The organism is Nocardia sp. NPDC050799 (genome assembly GCF_040654015.1).
Taxonomy (GTDB): domain Bacteria; phylum Actinomycetota; class Actinomycetes; order Mycobacteriales; family Mycobacteriaceae; genus Nocardia.
Genome location: NZ_JBFAHF010000003.1, coordinates 269,355 through 294,586, shown reverse-complemented (window position 1 = coordinate 294,586; position 25,232 = coordinate 269,355). Strand labels below are relative to the sequence as shown.

The following is a 25,232-nucleotide window of genomic DNA, read 5'->3' as shown; positions in this document are numbered from 1 at the left end:
GCCTCGAGACTCGCGCTTCGCGCATGCGCTTCGAGGCCTGAACGGCGGGACGGGCCTCGACCCTTTCAGGGCCTCGTAAGACTCGGCACCGCCGTGAGGGTGCCGCTATTCGTGCAGGCGATCAGATGCCAAGTCGCCCGGACGGTCGAGTCGGCAGGCGATCCGAACGTCGAATGCCGACGCAACTCGCATGCGTCGAGTTTTACGAGACACCTCGAAGGGTTGAGGCCCGTCTCGCCGTTTCGGCCCCGAAAGCGCATGAGCCGAAGGCTCGAGTCTCGAGGCCGAAACGGCGAGACACACGGGGGCCTCAACCCCGCGGCGCCGAAGGCGCCGCCCAAAACTCAGTAGTTGTGGCAGCTGTCGGCGACGCCCTGGAGGGTGGTCCGGAGCTGCTCGGACCGGGGATCGTTCTCGGCCTGCTGGGCCGCTTCGGGGTTCTCGTCGATGTACTGCTGCAGTTCCGCGCGGCGCTGTTCGACCGGTTGATCGAACTTGCTCTGCAGTTGCGCCTTCAGATCGGGATTGTTGTCCAACATCGCCGCCAGTTCCGGAGCCTGGTCGTGCAGCGCGGCATCGATCTGGGCGAAGGAGCAGTCGCTGGTGATCAGCGGTTCGGCGAAATCCGTCGGTGCCGCAGAGGCGACCGCGGGGCTCAGGAACGCGGTAACCGCGGCGGCGGCCCCCAGGGTGAGGGTGAGCGGGCGGAGCGTGCCGCGAAGCCGGGTCGTCGTGTGTGCCATGAGAGTTACTGCCTCCTACCGTGTCGTGTCGAGCCGGGGCTCGTGGACTGCCTCAGACCGTATTGTGCCGTCATGGCCGGCCTCTGAGGTTTTCTTAAGAGGAGTTTGAGTTTTGGGCGGGTCGCACGATCCGGGCGAGTTCGTCCAGGACACCGGGATCCTCGATGGTGGATGGTATTTCGTAGTTTTCGCCCGCCGTCATCTGACGGATCGTTTTGCGCAATATCTTGCCGGAGCGGGTTTTCGGCAGGGCGGGTACCACGACGGCGTCGTACAGGCCGGCGACCGGTCCTATCTGTTTGCGGACGCGTTCGCTCAATTCGTCGCGCAATGTTTCGGGGTCGACGACGGCGTCGGCTTTGAGGACGACATAAGCGATGGGCCGTTGCCCTTTGAGTTCGTCGGGCAGCCCGATCACCGCGCATTCGGCGACGGCGTCGTGGCCGGCGACCGCCGCTTCGATACTGCCCGCGGAAAGGCGGTGTCCGGCCATATTGATCACATCGTCGCTGCGGCCGAGGACGAACAGGTAGCCGTCTTCGTCGAAATATCCGGAATCACCGGTGAGGAAATGGCCGGGATATGCCGAAAGGTATGAACGCTGATAGCGCTCGTCGTCGTGCCACAGGCCGGTGAGCGCGCCCGGGGGCAGCGGCAGGCCGATGACGATATTGCCCTCGGCGCCCGCGGCTACGGGATTGCCGGAGGAATCCAGCACCCGCAGCCGGTATCCGGGCACCGGTACCGAGGCCGAGCCCGGTTTGATCGGCAGCCGCTGCAGCCCGAGGGGATTGGCGCAGATGGGCCAGCCGGTTTCGGTCTGCCACCAGTGGTCCACCACCGGGCAGTCCGCGCGGTCGGCGAGCAGCGTGTCCGCGGCCCACCGGTAGGTAGCGGGATCGAGCCGTTCACCTGCGCAGAAGAGAGAACGGAGCGAACTGAGGTCGTAGTCGCGGGCGAATGCGGCGGCGGGGTCGGCGCGGCGGATGGCCCGCAGGGCGGTCGGCGCGGTGAACAGCGTGTGCACCCGGTGTTCGGCCACCACCCGCCAGAAGGCACCGGCATCCGGTGTGCCCACCGGTTTGCCCTCGTAGAGCAGCGTCGTGGCACCGGCCAGCAGCGGCGCATAGACGATGTAGGAATGGCCGACCACCCAGCCCACATCCGAGGCGGCCCACATGACCTGCCCCGGGCCGACATCGTAGATATTGCGCATCGACCAGGTCAGCGCGACGGCGTGACCACCGTTGTCGCGGACCACGCCCTTCGGCCTACCGGTGGTTCCGGAGGTGTACAGCACGTACAGCGGGTCGGTGGCCGCGACGGAAACCGGCGCCGCGGGTTCGGCGTCGCGGACCACGGCGTCCCAGTCCAGCCACCGCACGGCCGTGTCGACGGCCGGATTCCCGTCGTGGTTGTGCGGTGGGAAGTCCGCACGCTGTTTCACCAGCACGGCCCGCGGCGCGGTGGTCCCGGCCAGTGCGAGGGCCTCGTCGACAATGGGCGGATAGGCGATGGCCCGGTTCGGTTCCAGCCCCCCTGACGCTGTCACGATCAGGACGGGTTCGGCGTCGTCGAACCGGGCGGCGAGTTCGGGGGCGGCGAATCCGCCGAACACCACCGAATGCACGGCTCCGATCCGGGCGCAGGCCAGCATCGCGACCACGGCCTCGGGAATCATCGGCAGGTAGATCACGACCCGGTCACCGGCGGTCACCCCGAGATCACGCATGGCACCGGCGAATTTCGCGACCTCGTCGCGCAGTTCGGCATAGCTGTAGACGCGGGTACGGCCGGTCATCGCCGAGTCGTAGATCAGTGCCGTCTGGTCGGCCCGGCCGGCGTCGATATGCCGGTCGAGCGCGTTGTAGCAGGTATTGAGCCGCGCGCCGGGAAACCACCGCGGAGTCCGGCGATCGCTGTCGAGTGCCTGCTCAGGGGGTACATCCCAATCGACGGCCGAGGCGGCGCGGGTCCAGAACTCGGCGGGATCGACCAGGCTGGTCTGATAGACCGGTCGATACTCGTTCCTCGCGTTCACCCGTGCTCCCTAGCCTCGCAGCAATCCTCGCCTCGATAGATCAGCACGATTGTGGCAGACTTCACGCGACCCCCCGTCGGGTGTCGCGACCATGGCTTATGCCTGTAACCGGCTGGTCAATGTGCGTGAACCCGGGCTGAGTACACCAAGAAGTTATTGATCCGTTAGAATCTGATGACACAAATTCGGTCCGTCGTAGACGCAATTTCTCGGCCAGCCGCGACCCACGGGCAGCTCCACCCGTCGAGCCACTATGCGAGTGTGGAGTTCCGCTGATGGAGCATGGCTGGGGCCAGGTTGGAAAGTGAGTGGGAATGCGTGACGCCGCTAGGTCCGGCACGAAGCGCTGGGCGCTGAGTAACTGGGACCTTCGCTGGAAGGTTACGGCCGTGCTGGCTGTGCCGTTGGCGGTCGCGGTCGGGCTCGGCGTGTCCAGGATTTCGGCGGAATGGAGCAATGCGAACCGGCTGGGTTCGACCTCCGAGAACGTCAGTATCGTTCCTTCCGTCCTCGATCTCAGCTCGGCGACCTCTGCGACAGCCGGCTCGCAGGCGATCGCCATCGCGCCGGGCCGGTCGATGGTCACCGAGGACAACCTGACCACGCTGGACCAGTCGATTGCCGGGGCCGAATCCGCCCTCGCCGAACTCGACGATCTACCGGCGGCGCGGCAGGCGCTCACGGAAATGATCGACCAGGCCAAGGCGGTGCGGGCCGGTGGTATGGCGCCGTCGAATCTGCCGCCGGCCGAGGCCGTGCAGGTTCTCGACAAAGCGCGTAACGCCGGTGTGCGGGCCGTGGAGGCCATTCTCGGGGAGATCGGTGACGCATCGATCGACCCCTCGAAGCTCCGCCTCGTCGACGCGCTGAATCTGCGGTCCACCATGGTCGGTGAGATCACCGCCGCGGCGGAACTGCTGCGCAACCAGGAATCCGGTGAGCAGGCCTACCGCACCGCGACCAATACCGAACGCGCATTGCTGAACATTCTGAGCCAGCGCTACAACGCCGAGGATCCCGATATCGCGATCCTGCGCCAGGGCATCGATAGCCGCGCCGGAATGCTGGAGACCCCCGAGGCCCAGGCCGGTCGACTGCCCCTGGGCGAGGCCCGGCAATCGCTGCTGGACAGCACCGCGACCACCGACAAACTGATCGCCGAGGCCACCTCCTCGATCGACGACGGTGTGCGGAAGATGGCCGACAAGGCCCTGTCCGACGCGGTCGTGTACTCCATCGTCGTGCTGCTGACGATTTTGGCGGCCCTGCTGCTCGCGGTGTTCGTGGCCCGGTCGATGATCGTGCCGCTGCACCGGCTGCGCCTGGCCGCCCTGCGGGTCGCCGAAAGTGATCTGCCCGACGAGGTCGCCCAGCTCCGTACCGGTGCCTCGCCGGAGGAAGTGCCCCTCGAACCGATGCCCATCCGGTCCGAGGAGGAGATCGGTCAGCTCGCGCGCGCGATCGACGATATCCACGGTCAGGCGCTGCGCCTGGCCAGTGATCAGGCCCAGATGCGTTCCCAGGTCAACGATATGTTCGAGACCTTGGCCCGGCGCAGTAAATCGCTCGTCGACCATCAGCTCAGCCTCATCGAGGCGATGGAGTACGACGAGAAGGATCCGCGCCTGCTGGAGAACCTCTTCCGGCTGGACCACCTCGCCGCGCGTATGCGCCGTAACGGCGACAACCTGCTGATTCTCGCCGGTACCAAACAGCGTCGCGCCAAATCCGCGCCCGTCGAGATCGCCGACGTACTGCGCGCCGCGATCTCCGAGGTGGAGGACTACGAGCGGGTCAAGCTCGGCGCCACCCCGCGCGGTGCGCTGATCGAACCGGCCGCCTCCGATATGGCGCATCTGTTCGCCGAACTCCTGGACAACGCCCTGCGTGCGTCGCCGCCGGAGACGGACGTGAAGTTCACCTTCGCGCAGGCACACGATCAGGGTCTGCTCATCGAGGTCGCCGACCGCGGTATCGGTATGCCGCCGAGCGAGATGGCCGAGATCAACCGCCGGCTCGAGAGCATCGCCGAACCCGGTCCGGACACCGCCCGCCACATGGGTCTGTTCGTTGTGGGCCGGCTCGCGGAACGGCACGGTCTCAACGTGCGGCTGCGGCCGACCTTCGATACCGCGCGCGATCCGGGCGTCACCGTCACCGTGCACGTACCGATGAGCCTGATCGTCGCCGGGGAGACCCAGATCCTGCCGCTGGCGACCGGATCCGGGCCGCAGGCCGTCGTCCCGAACGACACCGCGAAGAAGAAGCCGGAACAGTCGCCCGACGAGGCCGCCGCGGCCGCGCTGCGCAATGTGCCGGGCGGACCGTCGATGCAGACCCGCGGAATCAGCCGTACGGCCGCCGGGAACATGATGGTGACCGTCGACCCCGGCATGAGCGGACCGCTGCCGGCCGTCGAACGGCCCAAGCCGCCGGAACGTCCGGCCGCTCCCGCGCCGCTGGGCGCGGGCGGGCTGCCGCAGCGGCAGCCGGGTAGCGCGATGGCCGGAGGCGCCCGCGAGGGCGAGCAGGGCACCACCAGTCTCCGGGAGGCCAGCGCGGGCAGCACCGCGCAGCGCGGCAAACTCGCCGCGGCCAGCCTGCCGAAACGCAATCTGGGACCGAGCGGTGGCGGCGCCACCCCGACCCTGCCGCCGCGTATCCCGGGCGAATCGACCGCCGGCGGTCCGCCGCCGCGGGAGCCCAAAACCGGCCCCGGCGGGCTGCCGCAGCGGCAGCCCGGCGCCGCCGGCGCATCGCAGCCGGGTCCGGGTGGGTTGCCGCAGCGCCAGCCCGGCGCAAACGGAGCGCCCGGTAGCCGCCGGGACGCCGCACCGGCCCGCCCGGCCGAAGAGCGTCCCACCGAGACCGCCTCGGAAACGGGCGCGCCGCCGCGTCCCGCCGGTTCGCTGCCCACGCGTCAGCCCGGCCAGCACCGGCCGAACGGTCTGCCGCAACGGGATCCGGGCGCCAACGGTGCGCCCGCCCGCGACAACGGCTCCGCGTCGCTGCCGCAGCGCGGTCCGGCCGCGGCCGGACCGGCCCGGCGGGAACCGGAACCACGCCCCGCGACCGATCCGGCCTCCGGCGGCCTGCCCACCCGGCGCGAGCCCGGCGGCCCCACCGGGCTGCCGCAGCGAGAAACCTCCGGTGAGCTTCCGTCCCAGCGTCGTCCGGCGGCCGAAGCCGGGCTGCCGGCCCGGGAGACTTCCGGTGAACTGCCCACCCAGCGCCCGGCCCTCGGCGGTCTGCCGCCGCGGCGTGAGCCCACGGGCAACGGATTGCCGCAGCGGCCCGCCTCCGGTGGCGGTCTGCCGCAGCGCGGGGCTCCGGCGGGTAACGGCCTGCCGGGCCGGGACACTCTGCCGGGCCGGGGCAATCCGAACGCACTGCCGCAGCGGGACACCGCCGCACCGGGCCGGCCGCCGCAGCCCGCCGCACCGGGCGGCCTGCCGCGCCGGGAACCGGGCGGGTACACCGCCGAGCGGTTCGACAACCCGCCGGGTGTCGCGCTGCCGCGGGCGGCCGAGCCCGCCGAGGATCCGGCGTCCGCGCGGGAACCCGGACGGCACAGCTACAAGTCCAACCCCGCGAAAACGGCGTCCTTCTTCCAGACCCGGCTGCAGCCGGCCGAGGAGACGGACAGCGTGCTGGGCGGGACGCCCATCTTCGCGGAGATGATGTCGGCATGGCTGTCGGATTCGGACTCCGATCGTTCCCAGGCCGTCGCGTCCTTCGACTCCCCGGGCGACGAGGGCTGGACGGCGGCCCGGCGGGCCAGCGAGGCCGAGCCCGAGACCCGCACCGCGGCCGGTCTGCCGCAGCGTAATCCGGGTGTCCGGTTGGTACCCGGCGCTGTCAGCGGCGCCCAGGAACGGACGCCGAGTCGCAATCCCGAAACGATCCGGTCTAGTTTGAGTCGGCACCAGCAAGGTGTTCGGGATGGCCGTGCAATGAGAGCAATGAACCTAACCGGAGACAAAGGAGACCGATGAACCCCGAACTAGGTGGTACGAACCGTCAGTTGGATTGGCTGGTTTCGAACTTCGCAGGCGAGGTTCCTGGCGTAGCCCATGCCGTTCTGGTCTCGGCCGACGGCCTGCTGATGGCGGCGAGTGCCCAACTACCGGTCGACCGGGCCGAGCAGCTCTCGGCGGTCACGGCCGGACTGGCGAGCCTCTCGGTGGGTGTGTCCAATCTGTTCGAAGGCGGCACAGTTCTGCAGTCCGTCGTCGAAATGGAGCACGGTTACCTGCTGCTGATGGCGGTGGGCGACGGGTCATATCTCGCGGTGCTGACCAATACGTCCTGTGATATCGGGCAGGTCGGCTACGAGATGGCTTTGTTGGTCGAACGCGTAGGCCAGACAGTTCAGGCCACTCCACGCGTCACGATGGGTTCCTGATGGTGGGATGGACATAGAGGATCACCGCGTGGGAGGCTCCGAGCCCAGTCTCGTGCGCCCGTACTCGCTGACCGCCGGTCGTACCCGACCGAAGGTGGAGCTGGCGCTCGAGGCTCTCGTGGCGTCCCATCCCATTTCGCTCGAACGCCAGTACGAACTGAGCAATATCGAAAACTCGATAGTCGAGTTGTGCAGGGAGTCGCCGTCGGTCGCCGAACTAGCGGCTCGACTGGGTATACCGATCGGGGTGGCGCGTGTACTTGTAGCGGACCTGATCGAAGCCGGGCATGTCCGCGTTTCGGCGACTTTGAAAGACGATTCCAGCGACGATGAACGTCGCGAGCTGATCGAAAGGGTTCTCAGTGGACTCCGGCGTATATGATTCGACGGCACAGGTCGATACCCGCCAGACCAAGCCGACTTCGGCGAAGATCGTGGTCGCAGGTGGGTTCGGCGTGGGCAAAACGACGCTGGTGGGGGCAGTTTCGGAAATCGTCCCGTTGAGAACCGAGGCTCTGGTGACCAATGCCAGCGCCGGGATCGACAGTCTCGCGGGTATCGAGAGCAAATCCACCACCACGGTGGCCATGGACTTCGGCCGGATCAGCCTGGCCGAGGATTTGGTGCTGTACCTGTTCGGTACTCCCGGCCAGTACCGTTTCTGGTTCATGTGGGACGACCTCATCCGCGGTGCGATCGGCGCGGTCGTACTGATCGACACCCGGCGGCTGGAGGACAGTTTCGCGGCGGTCGACTACTTCGAGGCGCGCAATCTGCCGTTCCTCGTGGCGCTCAACCAGTTCGACGACGCCCCCCAGTACCCGATCGAGGACATCCGGCAGGCGCTGGCCGTGCCGGCCGATGTGCCGATCATGCCGATCGACGCGCGCCGCCGGGAACCGGCCAAGGAGGCGCTGGTGCGGCTGACCGAATACGCGCTGCAGAAGGTCACCCGGGGCTACTGATCCGGCTGCCCGTCATACTGGTCGGCGTGCCGGTGTGGACAGTTGCGGTGTGGGACGCCCCGGGGCGGCTCGGATGACATCGTCGAGGATCGGCTCCAGGCAACTACTCGAGGCGCTGCTGGATCCGGGCTCCTTCGTGAGCTGGGATTCCGCGCCCCTGGACGTGGCGCGGACCGGTGACCACCGGTCCGCGCTCGCCCGGGCGAGCGCGGCGGCGGGAACCGACGAGTCGGTGCTCACCGGCGAGGGACTGTTACGCGGTCGCCGCGTCGCGGTCATCGCGTGCGAGTTCGGATTCCTGGCCGGTTCGGTGGGGGTCGCGGCGGCCGAGCGGATCGTCACTGCGGTAGAACGCGCCACCGAACTGGGGCTGCCGGTGGTCGCTTCGCCGACTTCCGGCGGTACCAGGATGCAGGAGGGCACCCTCGCCTTCGTGCAGATGGTGAAGATCGCCGGGGCGGTGGCGGCACATAAATCGGCCGGCCATCCCTACCTCGTGTACCTGCGCAACCCCACCATGGGTGGGGTATTCGCCTCGTGGGGGTCACTGGGGCACATCACCTTCGCCGAACCGGGCGCGCTCATCGGTTTCCTCGGGCCCCGGGTGTACGAGGCGCTCTACGGTCATCCGTTTCCCGACGGTGTGCAGACGGCGGAGAACCTATACCGGCACGGCGTGATCGACGGGGTCGTCGAGGTACCGGTGTTCCGGCGTATCGCCCATCGCGCGCTGAGCGTTTTCAGCGGCCGGGTGCGGGCGCCCGGCGAGCCGGATCCCGTTGTCGCGCACGAGTTCCGGGTGACCCGATCGGCCACCGCGGCCTGGGATTCGGTCCTCGCCTCCCGACGGCCGGATCGTCCGGGGCTGCGCGAACTGCTCCGGCGGACCACCCAGCGGGTTCCGCTCAGCGGCACCGGCCAGGGGGAGGCGGATCGCACCGTGGTGCTGGCTCTCGCGCGGTTCCACGGCCGGCCGTGCGTCGTGTTCGGTCACGACCGCGCCCATCAGGACCCCGAGCACACCATGGGCCCGGCCGCGCTGCGGGAAGCGCGCCGCAGTATGCAACTGGCGGCCGAACTGCGGCTTCCGCTGGTGCTGGTGATCGATACGATCGGCGCCGCGCTGTCCAAAGAGGCCGAAGAACGGGGGCTGGCACCCGAGATCGCACGCTGCCTGGCCGAGCTGGTGACGCTGGACACCCCGACGGTTTCGGTGCTGCTCGGCCAGGGGACCGGCGGCGGCGCTCTCGCGCTGCTACCGGCGGACCGGGTGCTGGCGGCCACCCACGGCTGGCTCGCACCGCTTCCGCCGGAGGGGGCCAGCGCGATCGTCCATCGCGATACCGAGCACGCGCCGGAACTGGCCGCGGCACAACGTATCCGGTCGGCGGATCTGCTGGCCGACGGGATCGTGGATCGTATCGTGCCGGAGTATCCCGACGCCGCGGACGAGCCGGTCGAATTCGCGCGCCGCACCGTCGCGGCGATCGCCGCGGAACTCGACCGGTTGAGCGCGCAATCACCCGCCGAACGGCAGGCCACCCGGCAGCGCCGTTACCGCCGGCTGGGGGTCCCGCCCCGAAGCGGCGGGATCGGTCGGCCGGGGGCCTAGGCGGCGGGCGCCCGCTCCTGAGAAAGCTCTCCGGGCGGGCCGCCGGCGATCAGTTCTCCGGTTCGGGCTCGGATCGGTTCCAGGCCAGGATCATCGCGGGGGCGCAACCGCCGGCGAGCAAGGTCGCCAGGACCATCACACCGCCGGCGTAGGCGGTGCGGAAGGCGTCCGCCTCGGGGAACAGCGCCCCGCTCCAGACCAGATACATCATCGGGAACACCGTCAGGCCCTGGGTAACGGACAGTCCGAACGACCGGGCCTTCTCACGCTGGGCGAACTCCATTTCGTCCAGCGTTTCCGCCGGTGCGTTGTCCTGGGCCTGCGAGACGATCCGCAGCATCGTCCAGGCCGGCAGGAATACCAGCGCGCTGAGCCCGGCGAACAGCGCGGCCCACGCCAACCCGAACGCGCAGAGCACGCCGGTGACGAAGAGGACGGCGAGCGCGGTGATCACCAGCACCACCAGGGCTCGGCGGCGCCGGGTGGTGCGCCAGCCCGGCAGCATGCCGGCGATCTGCTTCTCCCGGATTAACCAGCGCCGTACGCGGTAGGACTGGTATCGGTCGAGCAGGGTGGTGGGTTCGGTGGCGGCGGTCATGGCTGCTGTCCTTTCTCGCGGGCGTACACCTCGGCCGATAGGGGGGTGAATTCGGTTCGGGAGAACACCGCCTCCACCGGCAGCCGGAACACCTCGCATATCCGCAGGGCGAGGTCCAGGCTCGGGTAGTGGTTGCCGCGTTCGAGCGCGCCGATCGTCTGGGGGTTGACGTCGACTGCTTCGGCCAGGGTCGCTCGCGACATCCGGTGTTCGGCCCGCAGTACTGCGATCCGATTGAAAATCGGTAGTGTTTCCCCGCGCCTTACTGGACTCACACAATGAAGTGTTGTGAAAACACAACAATATGTCAAGTAGCTTCCTAGCCGAGTGTTCGATAGACACGGACCTCCTGTTCGTTGACCTGCCGCCGAAGCGCTTCTACCGTCGAGGCGGTGACCACTAGACGTGAGACCGGTGTAGTTCCTCCGATCGTGTTGAACGACGGGAGCTTGATCCCACAGCTCGGGTTCGGGGTGTTCCAGGTTCCGGCGGACCAGGTGTTCGACACCGTCACCGCCGCGCTGAACGCGGGTTACCGCAGTATCGACACCGCGGCGATCTACGAGAACGAAGAGGGCACGGGGCGTGCCATCAGGCATTTCGGCCTACCCCGCGACGAGGTCTTCGTCACCACGAAACTGTGGAACGCCGACCAGGGTTACGACTCCACCCTGCGCGCGTTCGACGCGAGTATGCAGCGGCTCGGGCTCGACTACCTGGACCTTTATCTCATCCACTGGCCGGTGCCCACCGCGGATCGTTTCGTGGACACCTTCCGCGCGTTCCAGCGCCTGAAGGCCGACGGCCGGGTCCGTTCCATCGGGGTCTCCAATTTCCGGATCCCCGACCTGGAGCGGCTCATCGCCGAAACCGGGGAGACCCCCTCGGTGAACCAGATCGAGTTGCATCCCCGGCTGACCCAGCCCGAACTGCGCGATTACCACGCCGAGCACGCCATCGCCACGGAGGCGTGGAGTCCGCTCGGCCAGGGCACCGTCCTCGACGATCCGGTGATCACCCGGATCGCCGGTGAGGTGGACCGCACGCCGGCGCAGGTGATCATCCGGTGGCATCTGCAACTCGGCAACGTGGTGATCCCGAAATCGGTGACCCCGGCCCGGATTTTGGAGAACTTCGACATTCTCGGGTTCGAGTTGTCGGCCGATCAGGTACAGGCGATCTCCGCGCTGGACTCCGGGTCCCGCACCGGCGCCGACCCGGAAACCTTCGCTTTCGGCCTGGAGAACTGAACCGGGTGCCGGTAGCCGCGCGGCCGCCGGCCGGGCGGCCATAACCCGTGTCGCCTTCCCCGGGCGAGGGACGCTCCTGTGGCAGAGTGGGCAGTAGCGCCTCGTTATCGGCGGTTGTATCGGTATACGTTCAGCGGGGAAGGACACACATGCTCGGGGTCAGCCGTGACGGCGACGTCGTCACCATCGAACTACAACGCGAGGAACGGCGTAACGCGCTGAACCTGGACCTGGTCACCCGGCTGCGGGAGGCGCTGTCCAATGCCCGCCTCGATTCCCGGGCGATCGTGATCACCGGTAGCGGCTCGGTGTTCAGCGCGGGCGCGGATCTGGACGGTGTGTACTCCACCGAGTTTCTAGACGCCCTGCTGGACATGCTGCACGAGGTCGAGTCCATGCCGGTCCCGGTGATCGCGGCGTTGAACGGTCCGGCACTGGGCGCGGGCGTGCAATTGGCGATGGCGGCGGATCTGCGGGTGATGGCCCAGGACTCCTACCTCGCCATACCGGCGGCGAAACTGGGCATCTCGGTGGACCGCTGGACCACGCGTCGGCTGGTTTCGCTGATCGGCGGCGGCCCCGCCCGGACCGTGCTCCTCGCCGCCGAACCGATCTCGGCCTCCGACGCCTACACCTTCGGTTTCGCGAATCGGCTCGGCACGGTGGCCGACGCCCAGGGCTGGGCGAAATCCATCGCCGAGCTGGCGCCGTTATCGCTGCGGCACCTGAAACTCGAACTCAACGACGACGGCACCCGGGATCCGGCCAACCGCGAACAGCAGGCCGCTTTGGAGGCAGCATGGTCCAGCGCGGACGCGGAAGAGGGCAGGCAGGCCCGGCAGGAGAAGCGTCCCGCCAAGTTCGTGGGCAAATGATGAAGGCCCGCACTGTCGCCGCCGCGGCGGCCGGTCTTGCCGGAATGACCGTCTTCGGCTGGGTGGCCCGAGCCCTGGACGGATTGCCGGCCGCGCTCGGCGCGTCCGTCTCCGCCATCGCGCCCACCGCAACGGGGGCGCGAAGTTATCGCGACCGCCAGTTCCACAACACCGAACCCGCGGCCCCGATCGTCGTGCGCGAAAACCCGACCGGCCTGTTGTCCATGGTGACCGGTATGCGCGCCGGCCGGCCGAAGGACGCGGTGCCGCTGGCCCGGCCCGAGCATCCTGGCGTGGCCGCCGATCTCGCGGTCACCTGGTACGGGCATGCCAGCGCGCTGATCGAGATCGATGGGTACCGGGTGCTCACCGACCCGGTGTGGAGCGAGCGCGTCTCGCCCTCCCGGCTGGTCGGCCCGTCCCGCATCCATCCCGTCCCGGTCGCGCTGGAGGAGTTGCCGCGGGTGGACGCGGTGGTCATCTCACACGACCACTACGACCACCTGGACGCCGGCACCATCGCCACGCTGGTCCGCACCCAGCAGTCGGTTTTCGTGGTGCCGATCGGTGTCGGCGCGCATCTGCGGCACTGGGGCGTGCCGGAGGCGCGGATCGTCGAATTGGACTGGAACTGCTCGTATTCGCTGTCCGCGGCCGACGGTGACCGCCCCGAACTCACCATCATCTGTACCGAGGCCCGGCATTTCTCCGGCCGTGGACTGGTCCGCAACACCACGCTCTGGGCGGGCTGGGCACTGGTCGGCCCGAAACATCGCGCCTATTTCGGTGGGGACACCGGATTTACCAAGGCATTCGCGGCCACGGGCGCGCAGTGGGGTCCGTTCGATCTGACCCTGCTGCCGATCGGCGCCTACGACCCGCACTGGGCCGATATCCACATGAATCCGGAGGAGGCGGTGCGCGCGCACGCCGATCTGTGCCTCGGTGAACCGGAGCACGGCGTCCTGGTGCCGATCCATTGGGCGACGTTCAACCTCGCGCCTCATCCCTGGGCCGAACCGGTCCGCCGGCTGGTGGACGCGGCCGCGGCGGCGGATACCGAGATCGCGGTCCCGGTGCCCGGGCAGCGGCTCGATCCGCGTGACCTCCCGCCGGAGCGCCGGTGGTGGGAAGATATGGAGTGAACGCTTCCGCACAGTGACAGGGAAGGAATCGGCTATGAGCTTGATGGAAAACCTGAAGAATCTGGTCGGCAAGGGGCAGGAGACTGCTGCCAAGAACTCGGACAAGATCAACCAGGCGGTCGACAAGGCCGGGGATTTCCTCGACCAGAAGACCAAGGGGAAGTACTCCGACAAGATCCAGAAGGGTAAGGAAGCCGCTCGCAAGGTGGTTCCGCCGGAACATCCGGGCGGTGGCCCGGACCGGCACGGCGGACCGGGCCCGGATTCGCGTCCGTGACGTACGGCGCGGCGCCGAACGGGGTTGTCCGCCCGCGGATGTGATCCGGGGTGCGCCGGAGTTTCGGAGGTGAGCCGGGACAGCCGGATATCGAGGTCCGGCTGAGCAACCCGGACAAAGTGCTGTATCCGGCGACCGGCACCACCAAGGGCGAGGTGCTCGAGTACTACGCCGAGATCGCCCCGGCCATGCTGCCGCATATGGCGGGCCGGCCGGTCACCCGCAAACGCTGGCCCGACGGTGTCGGCGCGTCCTCCTTCTTCGAGAAGAACCTGGCCGCCGGCACTCCGTCCTGGGTGCCGCGCCGCACCCAGCGGCATTCCGGCCGACCGGTGACCTACCCGGTGATCTCCTCGCAGGCCGGGCTGGTCTGGCTGGGGCAGCAGGCCGCGCTGGAGATCCATGTGCCGCAGTGGCGCTTCGACGGTGACGAGCGCGGCCCGGCGACCCGGCTGGTGTTCGATCTCGATCCCGGACCGGGCGCGGGGCTGCCCGAATGCGCGCGGGTGGCGCTGGGCATCCGGGATATGGTCGGCGAGATCGGGATGCGCGCCTACCCGCTGACCAGCGGCAGCAAAGGAATCCACCTCTACGTTCCACTGGATCGCACGCTCGGCCCGGGCGGCGCGTCGACGGTGGCCAAACAGGTGGCGGAGAACCTGGAGAAACTGCTGCCCGATCTGGTGACGGCCACCATGGCGAAGGAGGTCCGCGCGGGCAAGGTGTTCCTGGACTGGAGTCAGAACAATCCGGCGAAGACCACGATCGCGCCGTATTCGCTGCGCGGCCGGGAGGAGCCGAATGCCGCGGCGCCGCGCAGCTGGGAGGAGATCGAGGACGGGACGGCGCTCCGGCAGTTGCGTTTCGACGAGGTCCTGCGCCGGTACCGGTCCGACGGTGACCTGCTCGCCGGTCTGGACCCGCCGCTCGACGATGCGCTGACGAAGTACCGGTCCATGCGGGACCCGGCCCGGACCCCCGAACCGGTGCCCGCCGAATCGCCCCGGAGCGGCACGGGAGACCGGTTCGTCGTCCACGAACACCACGCGCGCCGCCTGCACTGGGACGTGCGGCTCGAACGAGACGGCGTCCTGGCCTCGTGGGCGGTGCCCAAGGGGCCGCCGGACAGCCCGCGCCAGAACCGCCTCGCTGTGCACACCGAGGACCATCCGCTGGATTACCTGGATTTCCACGGCACGATCCCGTCCGGCGAGTACGGCGCGGGGGAGATGTCGGTCTGGGATACCGGCACCTACCGGGCCGAGAAGTGGCGGGACGACGAGGTGATCGTGGTGCTGCGCGGAACGCGGTTGAACGGCCGGTACGCGTTGATCCGCACCGAGGGCGATCAGTGGCTCATGCATCTGATGAAGGATCAGCCGGTGCCCGCGGCCGACCTCCCGCGCGGTCTGACCCCCATGTTGGCCATCAGCGGTGACGTGGCGGCGCTACCGGAATCGGAGTGGGCGTTCGAGCGCAAATGGGACGGCTTCCGGCTCATCGTGGAGGTCGAAGCGGGGGAGCTCCGGTTGCGCAGCCGGACCGGCAGCGATGTGACCGCGCAGTATCCGCAGCTGGCGGAGCTGGCTGCCGATCTGGACGGGCACCAGGTGGTGCTGGACGGGGAGATCATCGTCCGCGACCCGGACGGCGTGGTGAACCTCGCCTTGCTGAAAGCGAATCCGCGACGGGCGGAATTCGTGGCCTTCGATCTGCTCTACCTGGACGGTACCTCGCTGCTGCGCAAACGCTACCGCGACCGCCGCCGGGTCCTGGAGGCACTCGCCGCGACCGCGCCCGCCCTGTGGGTGCCGCCGCCGTACGAGGGCAGCGGCGCGGATGCCGTGCGGCGGAGCGAACAGGACGGGGTGGAGGGGGTCGTCGCCAAGAAGGTCGATTCGGTGTACCTGCCCGGGACCCGCGGCCGGACCTGGGTGAAGCAGCGCAACTGGCGGACCCGGCAGGTGGTGGTCGGCGGAATGCGGCGCAGCCGTGCCCGACCGTTCGCGTCACTGCTGGTGGGCATTCCCGCCGAGGACGGGCTGGTGTACGCGGGACGAGTGGGCACCGGATTCGGGGACGCGGGTATGCGCGAGTTGGCCGCACGGCTGCACCGGCTGGAACGCAAGACCAGCCCGTTCGTCAACGAGATGTCGGCCGACGAACGCCGCGACGCCATCTGGGTCACGCCGAAGGTGGAAGGCACTGTGCGCTACATGGATTGGACCGAGACCGGCCGGCTCTGGCATCCGGCGTGGCTGGGCGAACTGTGACCGCCGTCGCGACCGGTGATGTGGCCCATGTGTCGAATCCGCTGGGTACTGTGATATTCGAACGAGTTCGAGCAAGGAGTACGGTGATGGATTTCAAGGGCTTGGCGAACAAGGCATTGGGTTTGGCGCGCAAGAACGCCGACAAGGTCGAGCCGCTGATCGAGAAGGTCGGCGACGCGGTGGACAAGAAGACCGGCGGCAAGTACGCGGGGCAGGTGGACAAGGCGCAGGAGGCGGCCCGTAAGGCCGTGCGCGACCAGAAGAAATAGAGCCTCTTACAGGAGGATCTCCACGAGCAGGGCCGCGGCGCAGACCGCTACCACCACTGCCAGGGCGAGGGCGTCGTTGCGGCCGGGTGCGGCCGGGCGGGCGGTGAGCTGTCCTGTCCCGCCCCGGGCGGTGATCGCTTCGCCCAGTTCGCCGGCCCGCCGGGTGGATACCGCCATGGCGGCGGTGAGGATATCGATCACCGGGTCGGTGGTGCGGTGCAGTAGATCGGGTTTGGGGCGCAGGCGGCGGGCGGCACGCAGGATACGGATCTCCTCGAGCAGCAGCGGGAGGCCGCGCAGGGTCAGCGCCACCACCACGGCCAGTTCGTCCACCGGGACGCGCAGGCGGCGCAGCGGCCGGCCGAGAGTGGCCAGGGCGGGGGCGATTTCGCTCATGGGGGTGGTCCAGGCGATGAGCATGGACGCGGCCACCAGGATCAGCCCGAACACCACCACCTGCGCGTAGCGCAGTACGGCGGCGCCGCCGACGGGCACATTGATCAGTGCGCCCAAGGCGATCAGCAGCCAGAACAGTAGCGGCAGGCGGGGCAGGACCCCCAGCGGCAGCCGGGCCACGAGGCCGATCGCGATCAGGAACACGATCATGATGCCGAGGATCGGCCAGCTCGGCAGGATCATCAGCAGCAGGCTGATCAGGAACGCGGCGATCAGCTTGGTTCCGGCCCACAGGTTGTGGACCGGACTGGCCACCGGGACCCGGCGCAGCAGGACGGTACTCATCGGGTGCCTCCGTGGTCGATGCCGTGGGCGTCGCCGCCGCGCAGCCGCCAGGCCGCGCCCGGGGCGGGCCGGTGTACCGGATCGGGTGGGTGGACCGCCGGAATGGGTGCGGTGTCGGTTTCCGCGTCGGGCACGGCGGCGGCCGCCGTCTCGGTTTCCGGGATACGGCCCGCGCGCAGGTGGACGGTGCGATCGCAGATAGCCGACACATCCTCGACATCGTGGGAGATGACGATCAGTGTGTGCCCCGAATCGCGGAGCCGGGCCAGTAGTTCGACGATATCGGCGCGACCCTCGGGGTCCAGCCCGGCCAGCGGTTCGTCCAGCACCACCACCTGCGGGTGGGCGGCGACGATGGCCGCCAGCACCACTCGTTTGGCCTGGCCGCCGCTGAGTTCTTCGATGGACCGGGTGGTCAGGGAGCGGTCCAGGCCGACGGCGTCCAGGGCTTTGCCCACGGTGCCCGAACCGGTGCCGTCCCCACCCCAGTCGGCGACCTCCTCGCCGACGGTATGCCGTTGCAATTGCAGCCGGGAGTGCTGGAAGGCCAGTTCCACCCGCCCGATCTGTTTGCTGACCGGTTTGCCCGCCAGCTCGCAGCGTCCGGTGCTGGGGGCGATGAGTCCGGCCATGATCCAGGCAAGGGTCGATTTCCCGGATCCGTTGCCGCCGACCACCAGCAGCGCTTCCCCGCGGCGGACCGACAGGTCGACACCGTGCAGTGCGGGCGCCTCCCACGGTGTGCCGCGGTTGTAGGTGTGCCGGACACCGCGCAGTTCGAGCAGCGTCTCGCCCATCGGTCGGCGGCGCTGGGCACGGGCCGGTTTCGGCCAGGCCGGCAGCCGGTCGACCATCTGCCCGGCGGCCAGGTGCACCACCCGGTCGGCGGCGTCGGCGTCGGCTTCGTGATGGGTCACCAGGACGACGGCCATGGCATGCCGTTTCGGTAGCCCGGCCAGCAGCGCCACCAGTTCGCGGCGGCCGTCCGGGTCGATCATGGAGGTGGCTTCGTCGGCGATGAGCAGGGCCGGGCGCCGGGCCAGTGCCGCCGCCACCGCCAGTCGCTGCTGCTGGCCACCGGACAGGGTGGCGGTCTCCCGGCCGCCCATTCCGTCCAGCCCGACCTCGTGCAGCAGGGCGTCGATATCCACTTCGGCCGCGAGAGCGGTGGGCAGCCCCCAGACCACATCGTCGGCGACCAGCACACCCAGCGTCTGGCTTTCCGGCCGCTGCAGGACCAGTGCCGTACCGCCCAGATGGCCGAGTCCGGCGGACCCGGGGCGCTCGATCGTGCCGCTGCTCGGCGGCAGCCCCGCCAGCAGCCGGGTCAGGGTCGATTTACCGGACCCGTTGTGGCCGACCACCGCGACGAACTCGCCGACCTCGACCCGCAGGTCGACACCGGTCAACGCGTCGGCGGCGGCGCCGGGGTAGCGGTATCCGGCCGCGCGCAGGGCCACCGGCAAAGGCGCGATCGGGCGGTCGTCGGCGGGGGCGTCGAGGCGGTCGGTGCCGGGGAGCCAGGTGAGGCGGTCCAGGACGGAACCGAGGACGAACCACGAGACCAGCGCGGTGACCACGGTCCCGGCCAGGACGGTGCCGCCGATGTACAGCCACCACCACTGCAGGACCACATCGGTGACGTGCAGGACGCCGCGGCCGAGTGGTTCCAGATGCTGCTGGCGGGAAGTGAGCTCGGCCAGGCCGGTCGCGGTGTTGCGGACGGTGTCGAAGAGCAGGTCGCGGGTGGCCGAGAAGGCCAGCAGGAAGCCGACCGAGAAGGCGCCCCAGGCGAGGCCGGCGAGCACCGACAGCCCGGTGACCGCGACGATACCGCCGTGGCGGCGTTTGACCGTGCCGACGATGCCACCGATGGTGGCGGTGGCGACCATCGCCATGGCGGCGGTGAGGCCGGCCGCCACGAAGGTGACCAGGGCGGCCGAGATCGAGGCGGTGAGCACGGTCCGGAATCGGTAGCGGTGCGCGAGCAGACCCATGGGCACGGCCGCGACCAGCTGCAGGGCGGCCGCGAACGGGATCACGGCGCCGACGGTCACCAGTCCGACGGTGACGCCGCCGAGTACCGCGCCGGTGGCGAGCTCGATCGGGCGCAGCGCGCTGCCGCGCCGGGACCGGTTCGACGCGGTGCCGTGGTCGCTTCCGCCGTGCCCGCTGCCGGGTCCGGTCGAACCGAGCACGGGCGCGTCGGGTTCGCCGGGGCGGGGGGCTGCGGACTGGTCGCTCACGTACTCGAGTCTGCCAGCCTGGCGGGTGGGCGCGAATCGAAGGTATTGCAAGCATGCGCATTGACGCATATGTTTGTCGCGTGGGACATGATCATACGCATCACGTATCGCCGGAGAGCGCCTCGGGAAAATATGTCGGCCGCCTGGGGCTCGCGCTGGCCATCGGACTGGGATTCATGCTGGTCGAGCTGGTGGTCGCGCTGGCCACCGGTTCGCTGGCGCTGCTGTCGGACGCCGCCCATATGCTCACCGATGTCGTGGGTATCGCCATGGCGCTGTCGGCCATCATGCTCGCCCGCAATACACGGCCCAGCTACACCCGCACCTTCGGCTACTACCGGGCCGAGGTGATCGCCGCGCTCGCCAACGCCGTCCTGCTGTTCGCGGTCGCCGGGTATGTACTGATCGAGGCGGTGCGCCGGTTCGGGGAACCGCCGGAGGTGCCCGGCGGGCCGGTGCTGGCCGCCGGCGCCATCGGCCTGCTGGCCAATATCGCGGCCTTCCTGCTGCTGCGGCGCGGGGCCGAGGAGAGCCTCAATGTGCGCGGCGCCTATCTCGAGGTACTGGCCGATATGGTCGGGTCGTTCGGCGTGCTGCTGTCCGCCGCGATCACGCTGACCACCGGCTGGCTCTACGCCGATATGATCGTCGGTGTCGCCATCGGCCTGTGGGTGCTGCCCCGGACCTATCTGCTGGCCCGGCGCTCGCTGCGCATTCTGTTCCAGCACAGCCCAGAAGAGCTCGACGTGGAGAAGGTGGCGGCCGAACTGGCCGCGGTCCCCGGGGTCTGTGATGTCCACGACCTGCATGTCTGGACGTTGACCTCGGGTATGGAGGTCGCCTCGGCCCATATCACCACCACGGCATCCGATTCCGGGGACGAGATCCTGCGCGCGGCCCAGCACCTGCTCGCCGACCGCTTCCACATCCACCACGCGACCCTTCAGGTGGAGACCACCGACACCGCCCGCCGGTGCGCGGAGCTCTCCTGGTGACCACATAGTGATCAATCGAGATATTCGGCCATAATGTCGGCATGGTGCAACGTCCGTCGATCCGGGACTGGGACTTCCCGCGGGGAGTCGCCAGTGTCGCGCTCATGGCCGGATACGGCTCGGAGCACGGAGTTCCGGTCACCGCACTGCTGCGCGGTACCGATCTCACCGAGGCCCGGCTGCGCGACCCGGACGCTCAGATCGACGCGCACACCGAACTCGCCGTGGTGCGCAACCTGGTCCGCGAACTCGACCGCCCCGGTATGGGCATCGAGGTGGGCCGACGCTATCGCATCACCACCTTCGGCATCTTCGGTTTCGCCTGTGTCAGCAGCCCCACTCTGGCCGAGGCGATCGATTTCATCCTGCGCTACCTCGAACTGAGCTTCACCTTCTGCCTGCCGGTAACGCACTGGGAGCACGGTGAATTCATCGGCCGTATCCACGACGAATCGGTGCCCGCCGACGTCCGCCAGTTCCTGGTGGAACGGGATGTGACGGCCATGCACCAGGTGATGAGCGATCTGCTGGGCCGGCACCTGGCCCTGCTGCGCGCCGAATTCCGGTTTCCCGAACCGTCCTACGCCGACCTGATCGCCGAGGTGACCGTGGCCCGGCCGCGGTTCGGGCAGCCACACAACCTGCTGGCCATCGACCCGGCGATCCTGGACCGGCCGCTACCGCAGGCCAACGAGCACACGCTGGCCATCTGCCTGGCACAGTGCCGGGATCTGGTGCACCGGCGGCGGGCGAGAACCGGCATCGCCGCGGAGGTGCGCGCGCGGCTGGTGCCCCGCGGCGGTATGGACGGACTCACCGCGCCGCCCGGTATCGACACCGTGGCCGCCGACCTGAACATGAGCACCCGCACCCTGCGCCGACATCTCGACGCGGCCGGTACCAGCTACCGGGCCCTGCTGGACGAAGTACGCCAGGCCCTGGCGGAGGAGATGCTGACCACCACCCCGCTGTCGGTGAGCGATGTGGCGATCCGGCTCGGCTACGCGGAGGCCTCGACCTTCATCTACGCCTTCCGGCGCTGGACCGGCGGCACTCCCGCCGCCTACCGGCGGGCCCGCGCCGGCCGGTACTGAACCGGATCAGAACGGCGTACCGATCCAGCCACCCATCGGGACACTGCGGAAATGGGTGATCAGCCGATGCTCGTCGTCGATGACGTGCAGCGCGACCGCCGGGTCCGGCGCGTAGTCCATCACCCGCTCGGGCGGGGCGAGTTCCCATTCACCGCCCAGTACCGAGGCGGTACTGGGGCCCATGAGCAGCGGACGTCCGGCGAAGGTGGCGACCGCGGCGGTGTGCGCGTGCCCGGTCAGCGTGCCGATGATCCGCTCGTCGCCGGTGATGACCGCGGCCAGCCGCTCCGGCGCGGCCAGTGCGATGGGGTCCACGATCGGGCTGTGCAGGAAAACCGGGGGATGGTGCAGCGCCAGCAGCACGGCATCGTCGGCGGGAGTATCGGCGAGGGTCTCGTGCAGCCAGTCGTAGGTCTCGTCGGTCAGCTGCCCACCGGACTGCCCGGGAACACTGGAATCGAGCAGGATCAGCGTGACACTGCCGGCCCGGTGCACCTGGTTGACCGTGGCGTCGAGCGGGGGAGCGCCGAGCAGCACCTCCCGGAACGCCGCCCGGTCGTCGTGATTCCCCGGGATCGCCAGCACCGGCAGATCGGCCTGCAGCGCCGTCCGGGCCTCGGCGTACTCCTCGGGTTTGCCGGAATCGGTGATATCGCCGGTCACCACGATCACATCGGGCCGCTGTCGCAGATCCGCGAGATAGGCCATGACCCGCTGCGCGCGTTCGGTGTTACGGGTGCCGAGGTCGAAATGTGTATCGCTGATCTGAGCCACCAAGATCATCGGACGCTCCTGTGTTTATTTGCGGCGCCTCCGGCGCCGCGGGGTCGAGGCCCCCTCGGTCCCGCCGTTCAGCCCTCGAGACTCGAGCCTTCGGCTCATGCGCTTTCGAGGACTGAACGGCGGGACGGGCCTCGACCCTTTCAGGGTCTCGTAAGACTCGACACCGCGTGGTGTCCCGGTCCGGTTTTGGATTCGTCAACCGTGGGTCCCGGTCCGGTGCTGGGTCCGTCAACCAGCTTAGGGCAGTTGGCCAGTGCAAACAGTGCGGGTATGAGGGAGGACACCACGGGGGCGGGGTGCTGCGGGATGTGGCCGGGACCGCTGCGAATCGGGCACGGCCGGGAACGCCTCGATTCCGCCGAGGCAGGGCCGGAAAGGAAATGTCCGCCCGCGAACCCGGGGCGGGCAGCGATCGCATCCGGGTATCGAGGACCACGGCCGAAACCGGTCCGGGCGATCCGGCAACGGTGATCGGTTCGCCGGGTGTGAGCACGGGCACCGGAGCCGAAGAACTCTTCGGCCTCGGCCACCGGCATGTGGAGGCGTTCATGACCGCACGGCGGTGGCCGCACAGTATTCGGGGTTCACCGAGACCCGGGCAGGGCGGGCGGCGGGCCGGGGAGCGGTGACCAGAAGTCGGCGCCGGGCGGGGCCTCCAGCTCCAGTCTGCCGTCGGGGCGCCAGTCGGCGGCCAGGCCGAGGCGCCAGGAGTGCAGATGGGCGCGCGGGGTCGTGCCGAAGCGGTCGAACAGGGGATCGCCCAGGATGGGGTGGCCGATCCAGGCCAGGTGTACGCGCAGCTGGTGGCGGCGGCCGGTGATCGGGCGCAGCACTACGACGGTGTGCTCGCGGTGCCGGGCGAGGACGGTGAACTCGGTGGTCGAGGGGTAGTTCTTGGTGTTCAGCAGGTCCGTGTCGGCGACGGACCAGCGGTCGCCGTCGCGCCGGATCGTTTCGCGCGGGGCGGCGACTCGGACGCGGTTCTTGCGTCCCACGCTGAGCGGAAGATCGATGATCCCGGTGTCGGGGAGCTCGGCGGCACCGGCGTCGACGATCGCCAGGTAGACCTTTTCGGCGGTCTGCTTGTTGAACTGGCGGGTCAGCGGGCCGTGGGCGGGCAGTTCCCGGGCGAACAGGATGAGGCCCGAGGTCACCTTGTCGATCCGGTGGACCGGGTACAGCTTTTCGCCGTGCGCCTCGGCGGCAGCCACGATATCGATATCGTGACGCTCTCCGGTGACCGATACCCCGGCCGGTTTGTTCAGGGCCAGAACCGCCTCGTCCTCGATGAGCAGGCTGCGGGCGCGCAGCTCGGGCCAGTCGATATCCACCGGTCGAGCCTAGGAGCCGGATGCCGGGGGTGATCGGGCAGGTTCCGGCGGGGCCGGTGACATGACGAAACTCCGGGATTCCCGGATGAGCCGGGAGTCGGGCCCGTAGCGGGCACAATGGCGACAGTACGGTCGTGAGCCATAATATCGCGATAACGGCGGTTCGGGAGGGCCCGGCCTTCCCGGCCGCGTTCGATGACCGAATCGCCCGTCGAGCGGTTGGACCAGGTGTCCACCGGGCGCGAGAGCTAGCCGGACCGATCTCCCCAGGAGTGATGGTGGCCTCTTCGACCCCGCTGAATCCTGGCCGAGCCGTGGCCGGCGACCGTACCGTGACCGGCGGGCGCACCCTGATGCTGGTCCTGGCCACGGTGGGCTTCGCGCTCAATTTCTGGGCCTGGGCGCTGCTGAGCCCGCTGGCGCCGCGGTTCCGCGACGAGCTCGGGCTGAATTCCTTCCAGGAGTCGCTGGTGGTGGCCGTTCCGGTGATCGTGGGTTCGCTGGGCCGGATCCCGATCGGTGCGCTGGCCGACCGCTACGGCGGGCGCCTGATGTTCCCGGTGGTTTCGCTGATCACGGTGCTGCCGGTGCTGTTCTTGGGCCTGGTCGGGCATTCCGCGTTGGCAGCCCTGCTGATCGGCGGTTTCTTCCTCGGTATCGGCGGCACGGTGTTCGCGGTCGGGGTGCCGTTCGTGAGCGCCTGGTTCCCGCCCGAGAAGCAGGGGCTGGCGATCGGTGTGTACGGGATGGGCATGGGTGGTACCGCGATCAGCGCCCTGACCACGGTGCGTCTGGTGGACGCGGGCAATACCGCCACACCGTTCCTGCTGTGCGCGGTCGCGCTGGTGATCTACGCGAGCGTCGCCTGGTACCTGCTGCGTGACGCACCCGGCCACACCCCACCCACCGAATCCGTCACCGCCCGGCTGAACCAGGCCGTGCGACTGCCCGCGACCTGGTCGGCTTCGGCGCTCTACGCCGTCTCCTTCGGCGGTTTCGTGGCCTTCTCCGTCTACCTGCCCTCCTATCTGCGCACCGCCTACGACCTGTCCCAGACCGACGCGGCCAACCGTATGGCCGGGTTCGTGCTGTTCGCGGTGGTCATGCGGCCGGTCGGCGGCTGGCTGGCGGATCGGTTCGACGCGCCGACGGTCCTCGCCGCCACGCTGTGTGCCGCCGTGATCGCCGCCTCCGTGCAGGCCACGACCTCCGGCCTGGCGCCGATCGGCACCCTCGCCTTCCTGGTGCTGGCCGCCGCGCTCGGCGCGGGCAGCGGCGCAACCTTCGCGCTGGTCGCCCTGATCGCGCCCGCGGGCAAGGTCGGGGCGGTCACCGGTTTCGTGGGCGCCGCCGGTGGGCTGGGCGGCTTCGTGCCACCGCTGGTGATGGGCGCCGTCCACGAGGTGACCTCCGACTACGGCCCGGGCCTGCTGGCGCTCGCGGTGGTGGCCCTGGTCGCGCTGCTGTTCACGCTGATCGTGGTGCGCCACCAGGTGGAGCGGAATCACACATGAGAGGCGGTACCTCCGCCTTCGCTGCGGCCTCCGCCGACGTATGTACCCGTTTTCGAAGGAGTTCTCATGAGGCGG

Annotated in this window: 22 protein-coding genes; 14 read left to right on the top strand and 8 right to left on the bottom strand. The window is 69.1% G+C overall.

All coding sequences use genetic code 11. The features are described from left to right. Positions 1-344: 344 nt before the first annotated feature. Positions 345-743 (bottom strand): hemophore-related protein, encoded by a 399-nt coding sequence (locus AB0H42_RS05510; protein ID WP_357050208.1) that lies wholly within the window; start codon positions 741-743, stop codon positions 345-347. 94 nt (positions 744-837) lie between these two features. Continuing rightward, positions 838-2,784, bottom strand: coding sequence for an AMP-binding protein (locus tag AB0H42_RS05505; protein WP_357050205.1), 1,947 nt, complete (start codon positions 2,782-2,784; stop codon positions 838-840). 389 nt (positions 2,785-3,173) lie between these two features. Here AB0H42_RS05505 and AB0H42_RS05500 point away from each other — a divergent pair, with 389 nt between their 5' ends. The 5 genes from AB0H42_RS05500 to AB0H42_RS05480 all read left to right on the top strand — a co-directional run bounded on the left by AB0H42_RS05500 (position 3,174) and on the right by AB0H42_RS05480 (position 9,766). Continuing rightward, positions 3,174-6,779, top strand: a complete 3,606-nt coding sequence (locus tag AB0H42_RS05500; protein ID WP_357050202.1) for an ATP-binding protein — start codon at positions 3,174-3,176, stop codon at positions 6,777-6,779. Beyond that, positions 6,776-7,189 (top strand): roadblock/LC7 domain-containing protein, encoded by a 414-nt coding sequence (locus tag AB0H42_RS05495; RefSeq protein ID WP_030522784.1) that lies wholly within the window; start codon positions 6,776-6,778, stop codon positions 7,187-7,189. Before AB0H42_RS05500 ends, AB0H42_RS05495 begins: the two co-directional genes overlap by 4 nt. A gap of 7 nt (positions 7,190-7,196) precedes the next feature. Beyond that, a complete protein-coding gene (locus tag AB0H42_RS05490) occupies positions 7,197-7,571 on the top strand; it encodes a DUF742 domain-containing protein (RefSeq protein ID WP_030522783.1) in 375 nt (124 codons plus the stop codon). Further along, positions 7,552-8,154, top strand: coding sequence for an ATP/GTP-binding protein (locus AB0H42_RS05485; RefSeq protein WP_174372388.1), 603 nt, complete (start codon positions 7,552-7,554; stop codon positions 8,152-8,154). Before AB0H42_RS05490 ends, AB0H42_RS05485 begins: the two co-directional genes overlap by 20 nt. Before the next feature lie 73 nt (positions 8,155-8,227). Then, positions 8,228-9,766 (top strand): carboxyl transferase domain-containing protein, encoded by a 1,539-nt coding sequence (locus AB0H42_RS05480; RefSeq protein ID WP_357050199.1) that lies wholly within the window; start codon positions 8,228-8,230, stop codon positions 9,764-9,766. 49 nt (positions 9,767-9,815) lie between these two features. Here AB0H42_RS05480 and AB0H42_RS05475 read toward each other — a convergent pair whose 3' ends face one another. Beyond that, complete coding sequence (locus tag AB0H42_RS05475; protein ID WP_357050196.1) at positions 9,816-10,364, bottom strand: hypothetical protein; 549 nt, start codon at positions 10,362-10,364, stop codon at positions 9,816-9,818. Beyond that, a complete protein-coding gene (locus AB0H42_RS05470; protein ID WP_357050193.1) occupies positions 10,361-10,639 on the bottom strand; it encodes a helix-turn-helix transcriptional regulator in 279 nt (92 codons plus the stop codon). Before AB0H42_RS05470 ends, AB0H42_RS05475 begins: the two co-directional genes overlap by 4 nt. A 117-nt stretch (positions 10,640-10,756) precedes the next feature. Here AB0H42_RS05470 and AB0H42_RS05465 point away from each other — a divergent pair, with 117 nt between their 5' ends. From AB0H42_RS05465 to AB0H42_RS05440, 6 genes are all read left to right on the top strand, one after another. Beyond that, entirely contained in the window at positions 10,757-11,614 is an 858-nt protein-coding gene (locus AB0H42_RS05465; RefSeq protein WP_357050190.1) for an aldo/keto reductase, read from the top strand. A gap of 149 nt (positions 11,615-11,763) precedes the next feature. After that, positions 11,764-12,489, top strand: coding sequence for an enoyl-CoA hydratase (locus AB0H42_RS05460; protein WP_357050187.1), 726 nt, complete (start codon positions 11,764-11,766; stop codon positions 12,487-12,489). Next, the gene (locus AB0H42_RS05455; RefSeq protein ID WP_357050231.1) at positions 12,489-13,634 is read left to right on the top strand and encodes an MBL fold metallo-hydrolase; all 1,146 of its coding nucleotides are present in this window, start codon (positions 12,489-12,491) and stop codon (positions 13,632-13,634) included. The genes AB0H42_RS05460 and AB0H42_RS05455 overlap by 1 nt, the downstream gene beginning before the upstream one ends. 34 nt (positions 13,635-13,668) lie before the next feature. After that, entirely contained in the window at positions 13,669-13,911 is a 243-nt protein-coding gene (locus AB0H42_RS05450) for an antitoxin (RefSeq protein WP_357050184.1), read from the top strand. A 50-nt stretch (positions 13,912-13,961) separates the two neighbouring features. Continuing rightward, entirely contained in the window at positions 13,962-16,184 is a 2,223-nt protein-coding gene (locus tag AB0H42_RS05445; protein ID WP_357050181.1) for an ATP-dependent DNA ligase, read from the top strand. Positions 16,185-16,270: 86 nt separating this feature from the next. Continuing rightward, on the top strand, positions 16,271-16,453 hold the full coding sequence (locus AB0H42_RS05440; RefSeq protein ID WP_030522773.1) for an antitoxin: 183 nt from the start codon (positions 16,271-16,273) through the stop codon (positions 16,451-16,453). 6 nt (positions 16,454-16,459) lie between these two features. Here AB0H42_RS05440 and AB0H42_RS05435 read toward each other — a convergent pair whose 3' ends face one another. Together AB0H42_RS05435 and AB0H42_RS05430 are read right to left on the bottom strand one after the other, a co-directional pair. Beyond that, positions 16,460-17,194, bottom strand: a complete 735-nt coding sequence (locus AB0H42_RS05435) for an energy-coupling factor transporter transmembrane protein EcfT (protein ID WP_357050178.1) — start codon at positions 17,192-17,194, stop codon at positions 16,460-16,462. Next, positions 17,191-19,308: an ATP-binding cassette domain-containing protein gene (locus AB0H42_RS05430; RefSeq protein ID WP_357050228.1), complete on the bottom strand. Its 2,118-nt coding sequence runs from the start codon at positions 19,306-19,308 to the stop codon at positions 17,191-17,193. The genes AB0H42_RS05435 and AB0H42_RS05430 overlap by 4 nt, the downstream gene beginning before the upstream one ends. A gap of 212 nt (positions 19,309-19,520) precedes the next feature. Between AB0H42_RS05430 and AB0H42_RS05425 the strand changes: the two genes are divergently transcribed. Both AB0H42_RS05425 and AB0H42_RS05420 read left to right on the top strand, forming a co-directional pair. Then, positions 19,521-20,435 carry a cation diffusion facilitator family transporter gene (locus AB0H42_RS05425; protein ID WP_357050175.1) on the top strand — a complete coding sequence of 305 codons (915 nt, stop codon included), beginning with the start codon at positions 19,521-19,523 and terminating at the stop codon, positions 20,433-20,435. Between the two features lie 41 nt (positions 20,436-20,476). After that, positions 20,477-21,529: an AraC family transcriptional regulator gene (locus tag AB0H42_RS05420; RefSeq protein ID WP_357050173.1), complete on the top strand. Its 1,053-nt coding sequence runs from the start codon at positions 20,477-20,479 to the stop codon at positions 21,527-21,529. A 6-nt stretch (positions 21,530-21,535) separates the two neighbouring features. On the opposite strand, the gene AB0H42_RS05415 is transcribed toward AB0H42_RS05420, so the two are convergent. Together AB0H42_RS05415 and AB0H42_RS05410 are read right to left on the bottom strand one after the other, a co-directional pair. Further along, positions 21,536-22,312 (bottom strand): metallophosphoesterase, encoded by a 777-nt coding sequence (locus AB0H42_RS05415; protein WP_357050170.1) that lies wholly within the window; start codon positions 22,310-22,312, stop codon positions 21,536-21,538. A 584-nt stretch (positions 22,313-22,896) separates the two neighbouring features. Beyond that, positions 22,897-23,643, bottom strand: a complete 747-nt coding sequence (locus tag AB0H42_RS05410; protein ID WP_357050167.1) for an RNA pseudouridine synthase — start codon at positions 23,641-23,643, stop codon at positions 22,897-22,899. Between the two features lie 278 nt (positions 23,644-23,921). On the opposite strand from AB0H42_RS05410, the gene AB0H42_RS05405 reads away from it, so the two are divergent. Next, positions 23,922-25,157, top strand: coding sequence for an MFS transporter (locus AB0H42_RS05405; RefSeq protein WP_357050164.1), 1,236 nt, complete (start codon positions 23,922-23,924; stop codon positions 25,155-25,157). The last annotated feature ends 75 nt before the right edge of the window (positions 25,158-25,232 follow it).